Source organism: Pedobacter aquatilis (assembly GCF_030409415.1).
Taxonomy (GTDB): domain Bacteria; phylum Bacteroidota; class Bacteroidia; order Sphingobacteriales; family Sphingobacteriaceae; genus Pedobacter; species Pedobacter aquatilis.
Map to the genome: position 1 here is coordinate 423,093 of NZ_JAUFPW010000012.1, position 11,139 is coordinate 434,231.

11 protein-coding genes are annotated in these 11,139 nt (G+C 36.2%); all 11 read right to left on the reverse strand.

Annotated elements, in window-relative coordinates; genetic code table 11:
* Positions 1–48: 48 nt before the first annotated feature.
* Positions 49–600, reverse strand: a complete 552-nt coding sequence (locus QWY86_RS05860; RefSeq protein ID WP_290239732.1) for a WcaF family extracellular polysaccharide biosynthesis acetyltransferase — start codon at positions 598–600, stop codon at positions 49–51.
* A gap of 44 nt (positions 601–644) precedes the next feature.
* Entirely contained in the window at positions 645–1,220 is a 576-nt protein-coding gene (xrtY, locus tag QWY86_RS05865) for an exosortase Y (protein WP_290239734.1), read from the reverse strand.
* A 17-nt stretch (positions 1,221–1,237) separates the two neighbouring features.
* Positions 1,238–2,089 carry a glycosyltransferase family 2 protein gene (locus QWY86_RS05870; RefSeq protein WP_290239736.1) on the reverse strand — a complete coding sequence of 284 codons (852 nt, stop codon included), beginning with the start codon at positions 2,087–2,089 and terminating at the stop codon, positions 1,238–1,240.
* Positions 2,086–3,291 (reverse strand): XrtY-associated glycosyltransferase XYAG1, encoded by a 1,206-nt coding sequence (locus tag QWY86_RS05875; RefSeq protein ID WP_290239738.1) that lies wholly within the window; start codon positions 3,289–3,291, stop codon positions 2,086–2,088. The genes QWY86_RS05870 and QWY86_RS05875 overlap by 4 nt, the downstream gene beginning before the upstream one ends.
* A gap of 12 nt (positions 3,292–3,303) precedes the next feature.
* Entirely contained in the window at positions 3,304–4,716 is a 1,413-nt protein-coding gene (locus tag QWY86_RS05880; protein ID WP_290239740.1) for an exosortase Y-associated Wzy-like protein, read from the reverse strand.
* Positions 4,706–5,800, reverse strand: coding sequence for a glycosyltransferase family 4 protein (locus tag QWY86_RS05885; RefSeq protein WP_290239742.1), 1,095 nt, complete (start codon positions 5,798–5,800; stop codon positions 4,706–4,708). The genes QWY86_RS05880 and QWY86_RS05885 overlap by 11 nt, the downstream gene beginning before the upstream one ends.
* A 64-nt stretch (positions 5,801–5,864) precedes the next feature.
* The gene (locus tag QWY86_RS05890) at positions 5,865–7,157 is read right to left on the reverse strand and encodes a glycosyltransferase (RefSeq protein WP_290239744.1); all 1,293 of its coding nucleotides are present in this window, start codon (positions 7,155–7,157) and stop codon (positions 5,865–5,867) included.
* Positions 7,147–8,313, reverse strand: a complete 1,167-nt coding sequence (locus tag QWY86_RS05895) for a glycosyltransferase family protein (protein WP_290239745.1) — start codon at positions 8,311–8,313, stop codon at positions 7,147–7,149. The genes QWY86_RS05890 and QWY86_RS05895 overlap by 11 nt, the downstream gene beginning before the upstream one ends.
* 53 nt (positions 8,314–8,366) lie before the next feature.
* A complete protein-coding gene (locus QWY86_RS05900) occupies positions 8,367–9,089 on the reverse strand; it encodes an FkbM family methyltransferase (protein WP_290239747.1) in 723 nt (240 codons plus the stop codon).
* Position 9,090: 1 nt separating this feature from the next.
* Positions 9,091–10,104 (reverse strand): glycosyltransferase family 4 protein, encoded by a 1,014-nt coding sequence (locus tag QWY86_RS05905; protein ID WP_290239749.1) that lies wholly within the window; start codon positions 10,102–10,104, stop codon positions 9,091–9,093.
* Positions 10,105–10,106: 2 nt separating this feature from the next.
* Entirely contained in the window at positions 10,107–11,081 is a 975-nt protein-coding gene (locus QWY86_RS05910; protein WP_290239751.1) for a glycosyltransferase family protein, read from the reverse strand.
* Between the last annotated feature and the right edge of the window lie 58 nt (positions 11,082–11,139).

Here is an 11,139-nt window from a genome sequence, read left to right on the forward strand (position 1 = left end):
TATTTGTCAATGAATTAGTCGATATATCCATTGCAAACCTTCTCGAACCTAGGAGATATGCCTTTCCCTTATTTTGACAGCAGGATTGCCTTGGTAGATTCCGTGCGATTCCAAGTCATGGCTTGCTAAGCTGGACATTGTTAAAACGCTATGACTTTCGCACACAACTCCTGGAGCTACTTTCGCTCCTGCGCCAATCCAGACTCCCTCTTTAAGAATGATCGGTGCAGTGATCAAGTCGAAAGACGTCTTTTTGTAATCATGACTTCCAGTCATAAGCATCGCTTGCTGCGAAATACAGCAATTTCTACCAAGCTTAACGGTTTCCAAATTCTCGATATAACAGTCAGCAATCCAGCAGTAATCATCAATCTCTAGTTTCCAAGGATATTTAATATGAACACCAGGCTTTATCCTCACCTCTTTTCCGATTTTTGAACCAAATATGCGAAGCAAGAATACTAACAAGGCACTTGAGGGAACCAATTCGCTTTTAAAAAAGATTAAACGAGTAAGGTACCACAAGATTTGCTTAAATAAGCTCGCACCAACCTTGAAGCTGCCAGTATTAAAGTCTTTTCGTAATTGGGTTTTTAACAATCGATATCTAGTTAATTGCTGTGAAAATGCGGGGGAGATATTGTTTATTTAGCCGAAAATTTAGTATTCTTCTGAATCCAAATATAGAGCATGATGAATATAATTATGTAAACAATTATGTTAAAAATTTCATGATGGTAATCAAAGTAAGAACGACTTGAACTAAATGTGCCAAACAGAATACCTAGGCCTGATATTCGGCAAATGTTCAGAACATAAATCACAACTACCCCAACAACCAACATTTTCAAAGTTTCTTTCCAATTTGCAGGGAATGACAACACGAAAGCGGCAAGAAAGCTCATTACCCCCAGACCTAAGCAAGAATAGTTTATCCGGAGCAATGGGCCGGAAATGACCATCACATCTTGTTGATTATGAATTGCATAAAAACCAGATAGTTTGATCAACCATACCGAAGGTTTTATAAGGGCCGTTTTAAGCGCTTGAATGTAGTTAAGATTATCAGCAATATAGCCATTATAAAATCGACTGCCTGGACTCATTACGCTATTCATAAAAAGGTTCCCTTGGCTAAAAATTAGATAAAGAATCAGTAAACTGACAATAAACTTGAGAGCCTGAATGTTAGCCTGTTTTTTAGCGTCTGCTTCGTTCATAATGATTATATCCTATTTCAAGTTTTTTTTCTAATTGCTTTGATTTTCCTGTCCACCAGCCTTCGGAACCAAAATCCTTGTAAATAATGAAATCTAATTCCTTTCAATCCATCTAATATACCTAGTTTAAATAAAATTCGGTAACTAAAGTATAAATGAGGGCGTAAGCCTAGAGGCAGTTTCCGCCATATCTTTTTTAGAAAAGCTTTTTTCTCGTCTGGATTACCAAAAATATCGGGTTTTATTGTTTGCACTCTTAAATGTTTTGAGCGTTCAATTTCCTCTATCGCTACCAAATCGCTGTATCTCTCATGTTTCTCAATCCAGAAGTCAATATTGTTTTCCTTCAAGTTTTCTTCAATTAGATAACCATCTTTCCAAACAATGGATTTTCCAGCAGTAATGAAACGGTGGTCCATGTTTTCATTTAAATCTGAATAACCGGAACCAGTGCGAAACATTTTGAGCAAGTACATTGGGAAATATCCACCAAATCTAATCCAACGTCCTTGAAAATAGTTTTTTCTATTGAAATATATTGCATTAATAGATTCATATTTTCCATCCTCAAAATACCGCAGTTTGTCAAATAATTCCTGGCTGACAATTTGGTCAGCATCTAAGCCAATCGTCCATGGCGTTGTGATTTTGAAGGTTTTCAGGGCATAGTGCCATTGCTTAGGATGATTTTCAAACTGATGTTGTCTGACAGTTGCGCCAAAACTCTCCGCAACGGAGATGGTATTATCAGTACTTCCACTATCAAGAATGAATGTTTCCGCCTTTAAACCCTTAATGGAATTAAGTAGTCTTGGCAGGTGGACTTCTTCATTATAGGTCAAAATAATGAAACTGAAATTCTTATTCATTTAACTGTTGAAGAGCATGTTTGGATTTGATTAACATCATTATAAAGATTTAAATATTTTTTTATCAGACTTTCATCATCGAAATCCTTGCGAATGATTTCGGCAGCGGTTTGCCGAATTTTGACTCTTTTTTTGGCTTCAAATTTTGCCGTCAAAAGGGCATGTTTAATGTTTCCATGATCAAGATCACAGATCCAGCCTAAGCTATTTTTCTCCACATAGGATGCTAACCCTACCTCCCGACTAAGTAGAACAGGAGTGCCTACACTTAAACTTTCTATTACTGTATTTGCAAAATTTTCATTATAGGAGATAAGCGCCATTAAGTCGTGTTGAGCAAGTAGACTAAATTTATCATCATTATTCACTTGTCCTATCCAGTTTATGTGCTGTTCAATTTGAAGAATCTTAGCTTTTTCCTTTAGGCTTTCAATGTATTGGCTTGTTCCTGATCCTGCGATTGTAAGTTTATATTTTATCTCGATGTCTGACAAGGCTTCAAACAATAATTCTAACCCTTTTTTCTCCTCAATTCTCGAAAGAAAAATCAGTTTCAATAGTGTCTCAGGTTTGTCTGAACTAGTCGATAATTTCAAACGATTCTTATTAGAATCTTTGCTTAATAAGCTCACTAGGTTTGGAATTATAGTTAGACTTTTTGGGGTCACGATTTTTAAAATATCCTCTTTTTCTTTTTCGCTGGTCGCATGGATGTGGCAATATTTCAGTAAATTTTCACCGAGAAACTTTTGAATTAATTTTTTCGAAAATGAATTCCTGTTATCGAAGGTGTATGAGGTAAGCATACCTCGTGGAGAGAGCACAACAGGCACTTTATACCATCTCGCGATTAAGCAGCTCAGTACGGACACAAGATTCCACCAACCGTGGATATGGACAATAGTATTATTGATTGGCGTAGAATGTATCTCTCTCCTCAATCGTAGCAAAAGCCCAGGAGAAAAATGACTGTGATCTTTCGTCCAGCGTTTAAAATAGCTAACTGATACACCATCGATTAAATTGACTGGACCTGTTTTTAATTCCAATTCATGGTGTCCATTGGCACTTGTCGTGAATACCTGTATATCTTCGACATCGACGACTCTCACTAGTTCCTCGCATAGCTTTGCTACACTGAAAATTGGACCCCCGTAAATGTAGGCCGGTTTATAAGAGGCAGTTATCTGTAAGATTTTCAATTATTGATATGTTTAGTTAAATTTTGGCCTTAAAACCTTTATCGTCCTAAGCAGGTAGAACAGCGTCCACATAATTATGTATCCCCAAAAAATATTATTGAACATAAATTCAAAATTGTTACCTCTCCAAAGTCCTTGGAAAATACTGTTGAACATGATAACACATCCAAGTTCGTAACCACCGAATAAGCTTTCCGCTAGATCGGAAAATTGTTGTACGATTAAGCCGTATAATAGCATGAAAAAAAATACTCCAGCAATTCCCCAACTTAAATAAGCATCTACAACCGGGCGGGTTTTTGCAGACACTGGCGACAATTGATTCGCCACTCCTGCCTCATATACTCTCTGCATTGAAACGGTCTCCATATTGGGCTTCCCTGACCAAAAGATCCTGGGAATAAGTCCTTCCAAAGAATTTCCTACTATCTCCCAGTCGTAGTATGGATGATGCTGGGGTACGAAGTCTATAAACTGGGTAAACATTTCTATCTCACTTAATCTCCTAGTCAAGAAACCCCAATTTGTATCCTTAATCTGCTCTTCATTATTTGAGTCAAAATCCTTAAATGCCTGGCTTCGGGCCTCTTCTGCACTTACCTCACCATTCCAGCTTTGACGAACTGTATTATTATAGGTTGGCAAGAAATAAAGCAATACATAAGCTACAGGTATGGCAAGGTAGAGGATTAACTTTTTGTAATAAGGAAAAAATACACAGGCAATAACGATAATGTTGATGATAATTGGTTCCTTATAGCCAGATAACGATGCGTGAATAAAGTTGAGGATGAAGATTGTGGCACCTATACTAAGGTATTTTACGTTTTTTGCTTTAAAGCCTTTAACAAATAATACAGCTGCACAGGAAATACCTACTAATGTAAGCGGCAGGGCAATTTGGCTGAGCCCAGAGAAATTTTGAGCTAATGAACCAATCGCGAATACGATAATGCTCAGCCAGATCAAATAATCGTCACCTTCGAAGGTTTTTACACTTTTAATTATGATACGATTCTTTTGAACCATGAGCATACCTGTGACCAAGGCCGCATGAGCCAGTAAACTCATTCGTTGGCAACTGGCAATTAGTTCCGTCTGTTCACTTTCTTTAAATTGCGCCCCATAATTTACTTCTGTTAAATACCGATATCCCAAATGATCCATAAAATAAAAAATGGAAGTAGTACACATAAAACCTGCAAAAACGAGTTGAGTAAGAAACATTGGTCGCATTATCTGCTTATGGATGGGCAAATCTTGCTTGATAATCGAAGCTGGTGATAATATGGTGGTATAGAATATAAATAGTGAGCCAGACCAAGCTACAAAATAAGAGATAATCGGGCTATTAATTAATAGGTATGAAATTAGAACAGGAAAGTAAAGCGTTAAAATAAGTCTTGTAGGGTTATTATTTTGCATCGTCGTTGTAAACAGTATCTACCATTGCTTTGACCTGCCTGTCAAATGTCCAGTCTTTAATAATCTTTAGGGATTGAATGCCCAATTCTACTAATTTTCTTTTACTACTTGTCAATTCTTTTAACTTTTGCGTGAGATCATTTACATCATCTGATTTAAATATTTCTCCGTTCACACCCGGCTTAACCAAATCTGAAGCACAGCCAGTTTTGGTCGAAACCAAAACTGCCTTTCCTGCTGCCATTGCCTCATTTACAGCTAAGCCCCATGTTTCTTTCGGTCCTTTCGATGGTAAGCAAAATAAATCGCATGTTTGGTAAATTGCAGGCATTTCGCTTTGATTTTGAAAATCAATAAAATGGACATTGGAAAGATTACCAGCCATTGTTTTTAATTCTTTTTCCAACTCTCCATTACCTACAAATAAAAGGTGAACATCAAGGTTTGCAAGTTGTTTAAAGGCTTTTAAGAGCAAAAACGGAGCCTTTTTCGGCTCTAGCTTGCCTGCAAAAAGAACAATAATGCTACTTGAGCTAATGTACAGTTTTTCTCTTATTTTGTTTGTCTTCTGCTGCTCAATTTTTCCAAATCTGTGATTGTCTATTGCATGCGGTGCAAAAACCAACTGCTCTTCAGTTAAACCAAGGTGATTGTAATACTTTTTATTTGCATTTCCTACGTAAAATGCTTTATCTACATGGCTGTAAACCCATTTAAGAAACAATTTCCGTAGTAAGCCCCTAAAGTCTTTTTGTTGATCAAGCAAGGTAGAATCGCCTCTAAAGTAAATTGGGATTTTGCCTTTGAAAAACCGCAAAGTCTTTAGATGGCTTTTCCATGCCCAACCATAAATCAGGATAGCGTTTGGTTCAAAATCCCGCACTTCTCTGAGCAAAGTTGGATTGATGATGCCGCTGAAGTGATGAGTTCCCGGTTCTTTTGAAACATTTTCTAAAAACTGATAATCGTATCCATCTAATAAAGGAATATCCCACTTAATTGATTGACCAAAACCATAATCGTATATAGTCAATGATTGCTCACCCCAGGTATAAAATACTTTCAGTTGGATTTTTTTTGCCAACAGTTTAAAAACCGGTGCGTAATATTGGATAGGATGGGTACTAATGATCGCCAGTTTCTTCAAGCTAGTTATTTGATATGACTCTGTTAAAAAGGTCAACTTGTTTTTTCGTTAGATAATCTGATCTGTATCTCTCAAACTCCTTCCAATTAGTTGATGGGGTGACTTCCAGTTTTACATTGTTTAGATAGGACCTGAACATATCAAATGCTTGGTCTATATCGCTATCTAAAGTGATTAAAAAGCCAGCATTACAATCCTCAATTATTTGAGCTGCACTACTTTTAGGGTGTAGGATAGCCAAAAGATTTTTTTTTGCAAAAATGTAAGGATAGATTTTAGAAGCCGAGTAAGCCGGGTCATTGGATCCTAAAACAATTAAACCATTAGCACATTGTAAATGATTTATGCTCTGATAATAGCCGATTCGATCTGTATATTCAGTAACATAATTTGCAAGCTCCAAATTGTTTGCAATAGGCATAAGTGTTGCTATACCACTTCCCTTTGGTGCATAACTGGTTCCAATAAAATGTAAATGGATATCTTTGAATCTATCTACATTCTGATCTATTCCTCTTTTAAAGGCTTTTAGTAATAAACTCACTGATTGTTGCATATCGAAGCCTCCCCGGCCAATATAAACCAGATTAATTTTACCGTTATCTTTATTGTAAATAGACTCAGATAAAAATGAATTTTGTTCTGCAATATCGAAATCCGGTTCATGCGCACCAAATGTTATAATATCGTAAGGTTTGTGTAGCAAACTAGGATATCTATTTTTGAGTGTTTGAATATATGCTTCAGACACAGTAATTAAGCCATCCACATATCGCATGGCTATTGGTTCTAAGTATTTATTTAACCGATAAGAGAACCAATATTTTTTAGGACGTTCAGATTTTGGTTTGTCATGATAATAATCAGAATGCCATTGATCTTGAATATCAATAACATAAGGGATACCGAATTTTTTTTTCCAAACTGGCCCTAAAATGCAGATAGGAAATTGAGTTGTTGAAAAGTAGATTAAATCAAAATGTTTATATTTTAAAAGTTCGTTTACTTTTCTTCTATAAAAAAATAAAGATCTTAAAGCAATGCTTCCTAATCCAAATTTGCTGGTCCATTTTTTAGAGAAAGCTTTTACTGGATGTACTTGTATATCTTTTGGCACAGAATCCAAAAGTAGAAAATCCTTAATCATATCGCTATAGCTTTCTTCGGCAACAATTACTTCTGGTTCCCAGCCAAACTCCTTAAAATATGGTAAACTCATTCTTATGCGTTGCATATCTGCAGCATTAGAAGGAGGGAAATATGGAGAAATTATTAAAAGCTTTTTATTTGCCAATTGTATCTATAATGTTCTTAAGGAATTTTTTTTCTTCGTGTTCCCAGTTTAATTTACTCTGGGCATATTTTAAAGCTTTTGCCTGGTGCTCTTCCAGTAATTCTGGATTTGATAGATAATTCTGAATAATACAGGTTAGCTGACAAACCTTAGACTTATTATAAATGAAGCCCATTTCGGAATAGCGTTTAAGGAATTTTGTTTGTGCAGAAGTATCAGATGCAACTATAGCCTGGCCCGCTTGTATATAAGTAAATATTTTGTTTGTTAAGCAGATATCCCGATTTAACGGGAAGCCAGTTTCTGTAGCCAAACCGACATCAAATTGAGAAGCAAATTTTATGATTTCGGTTGAAGGAATAGGGGAATAGTAATAGATATTTTCAGGTCGGAATGAACTTTGTTCTGCCAGTTTCTTGAAATGGTTCCTGATTGGTGCTGTGCTGCAGCCAAGTAAGTGCAATTCTACATTTTCCTGATAGGCTAAAGAATTTATTACACCTTCTAAACCTCTGTTTTTTCCAATATTTTGAGAGAACCAAAATAATTTGAGTCTTTCTTTCGTCTTTTTTAAGATTTCTCTTTCAGATGGAAAAACGTTTAGAATCGTTATTGGATTGATTGCTGGGTATAGTTTTTTATAAGCTTCACTAATTAAAGGACTGGCAGTAGTTAAGTAATCTATCTTGGGCAGATATCTGTCCTCAATAATTCTTTTAAGCTTAAAATCTATTGAATTGTAATCGTTGGTAACTTCTTGCCTGTGGAAATCCTCTGCATCAAATCCACATTTAACCTGATGAGTTTTAGCGGCTAAAACAGCTGCAGGCAATGCACCTAAATTATGTGCTATATATAAATCTGCTTTCAAACTTTTGGCTTTACGTATAAGATTTTGGCTGCCTCTTGCAATACCATGTTCAGCTACATTAAGACGATTACTAAATTTAGAGATCAATATATTGGCAAGTTTATGCCTTGCTCTGCTCAGCAAATATATCCATTTATTATTTTCTGGATTGCCGCCAACCCGAATTGACTTCCACTTTTTCTCCGCTAGCAATAGTTTATCTAAATCAGTTCCCCAATTGTTCCAATATAGATATACAACCGTAACATCGTACCCTGCTTCAAATAAGCTGTCTGCTTCTTTCACCAAACGCGGATTTAGTGACGGCTGACCGGATGTAACAAGTACTATTTTCCCCCTTATGCCCACCTTGTTGATGATCTCAAGTTAAAATCCTTCTGTAGAAAGAGAAAGTCTGATTGAAATAGTGCACGGTCATATGGACGCCTCATCAAAGAACAAATATCATAAACCACGAAACTGTTTTTTTCCATAAATGCAATCACTTCAGAAGCTAAAGGTGCCCCTTTATAAATATTGAGGAATGATACTTCTAACAGAACGGCCTTGGCAGATTGGAGAGTTTTTGCCGCACCTTTTAATATTTCAAGTTCATACCCCTGGGTATCTATCTTGATGAAATCTGGTTTGCAAAAAGCAGTGGTTAATAAGATATCATCTAAGAGTTGTAGTTCCATTTCTTCAATCAAAGCTCCCGTTTCATTATCTTCTTTATAAATCGAACTGGCCGTATCATAAATATTAAAGTTGACCGTCTTATTTTCAGCACCTAACAATGCAATTTTGACTTCTGAATTTGGTAGCTGTTTTTTCTTTTGTAATAGTATTTCACGTTTTTGTCGCTGGCCTTCAATCATCATGATTTTTGACTCGGGAAATATTTGATTAAATTCTATCGCCCAGTTACCGTCGTAAGCACCGATGTCTAGTACATAATTGGGAGAAAACCCCAGCTTTTTGAGGGCCTCTAAACTTTTCCGTTGCGATGGCACACCTAAATCATTTCTTAACTTTTGGACAAATTTAGCAGGGATCAATTTGGATATAAGTTTTGTAAACATCTTATAGATTTAGATAGTGTTTAGCAATAATTGAGACATCGAATTTGCTAAAGGCAAATGCTCTGCAAGCAGCTCGGTTAATTGTTATAATTTTTTGAAGGGCCCGGATCATAGCTTCTTTGTTTTCGACAATAAATCCATTTTTGCCTTCGGTAATTACCTCTGGTACTGAACCTCTTCTAAATCCAATTACAGGCGTGCCGCATGCCATGGCCTCGACCATCACCATTCCAAAAGGTTCGTTCCACTCTATTGGGAATAGTAAAGCTTTAGCCTGGCTCAGATAATGACTTTTCTGCCTGTCGTCTAGAGGACCAAGATAAATGATCTGCTTATCATCAAATTTTGGTTCAATTTGCTCTTTAAAGTAGCTCAAATTGTCAGCGGTATCTGGAATGTTTCCACCAATTAAAAGCCTGTTCCCCGTTTCAAGTGCGACTTCTATGGCGGTATGCAAGCCTTTGATCTGATCCATCCTGCCCAAGAACATTAATGGAGCATCAGGCTTCACCTGATCGGCAGGATCATACTTTGAAAAATCGATAGCGTTATAAACAGTTTCCCAACGGCCCGATACGTTACCCGTTGAAACGCAATAGTCGCTGCATGCGGTAAAAATTAGGTTCTTATGTGGACAGGCGGTAACGACTTTTATTCCTTCCTGCGCCACAGGTCTTCCATAGGTCATTACCTTTTTTACATGGCTTTTGAGTACCGGAAGAAGGTAGGCTAAACGCCCAAAATTATGGATCAGGTCGAAATCTCCTTTTTTTATTAATAAAAACTCCCAAACCAATAATAGCTCTTTTGCTTTTTGCCATTTTGACCTTTTCAGATTGTTTTTTCCGAAAGGATACACCTGTCCGGAGATATGAGATTCAGGCCCCGCCAATAAGCTCACCTCATGACCTAAACGGGTATATTCTTCTGCAAACATATAAACCAAACGTTCATGGCCACCATATTGAGGTGGTGGAATAGGGATGCCTGGATCCATGATTAATAAAATCTTCATCCTTAAGCTTTGTTTAAAATCGCTAGTATTCTTTCAGCGCTTTTTTCCAATGATAGGTTTTTCAATATGTAGTCTCTAGGTTCATATTTTCCTTTTATTGAGAATTCTATAAATTTTGGTAGTTTAGTATTGAATTCTTCTAAGTCCTTAAATTTTTCTCCACAAGTTTCATCAAAATAAGGAACAGAACTAGCTGGTACAGGTTCTTTTTCTTCCCAGGTAAAACGATTGGCATCTAACCAAAATCCTTGATCCCAGGCAAATATAGGAACATCCATAGCCATTGCTTCCTGATATGCAAGTCCTTGGCTTTCATGCTCGCAAAGGAAGATCATCCCAATACTGCTCTTTAATATTTTTTTGTATTGCTTAATGGTGTAAGATCCATAAATTATCAATTTATAATTTACTTGGTGGTTGTCAAGGATATTAAGAATTGGTTTTAAAATTTCGGTTGTATTCCTTTCCTTATCCCATAAAAATTTAACATAAACTAAAATGTCTTTTCTGGCAGATGTTTTTTTGACTTGCCAATAATAAGTGTCAATGCCAACTGGCCATATTTTACAGGTATTTTCTCCGTACCATTTATTATATATTCTTGCTGTCCATGTAGAATGCTGCAGATATGTTGTTATTGGGTAATCCTCAAATAAAGTTGGCCACTCATTTGGGTGAGTCATTAAACCTATTCCAGCTATAATCTTGTTTTTTTTATGGTAACCTCTTAACACATTTTTTCCTATTCCAAGTACTAAAATTTTATCTTCATCTTTAATTTTGTCAAAGGGTAGGTTTTTAACGAATGATATTTTTTTTGCTTCAAGTGCTTTGCAAAGATTTATGAAAACCCGCTCTAAACTGCTGATGTTTTTTTTTCTGAAAAAATGAACTAACGGCCGCAGATAACGGTCTCCCCAAAACCATCGGTCTTTTAGATGTTGTTTTTTAAAATATATGATGAGCCTACCTTTCAATTTTTAGTGATTTATTTTCTGAAATTTTTAGTAATTACTCTACTAAATGGTTAAGCCA

Excerpts from the sequence above, each read along its gene's own strand:
- QWY86_RS05870 (WP_290239736.1), bottom strand. The coding sequence starts at position 2,089 with ATGAATAAGAATTTCAGTTTCATTATTTTGACCTATAATGAAGAAGTC.
- QWY86_RS05905 (WP_290239749.1), bottom strand. The coding sequence starts at position 10,104 with ATGAAGATTTTATTAATCATGGATCCAGGCATCCCTATTCCACCACCT.
- QWY86_RS05880 (WP_290239740.1), bottom strand. The coding sequence starts at position 4,716 with ATGCAAAATAATAACCCTACAAGACTTATTTTAACGCTTTACTTTCCT.
- xrtY (WP_290239734.1), bottom strand. The coding sequence starts at position 1,220 with ATGAACGAAGCAGACGCTAAAAAACAGGCTAACATTCAGGCTCTCAAG.
- QWY86_RS05900 (WP_290239747.1), bottom strand. The coding sequence starts at position 9,089 with ATGTTTACAAAACTTATATCCAAATTGATCCCTGCTAAATTTGTCCAA.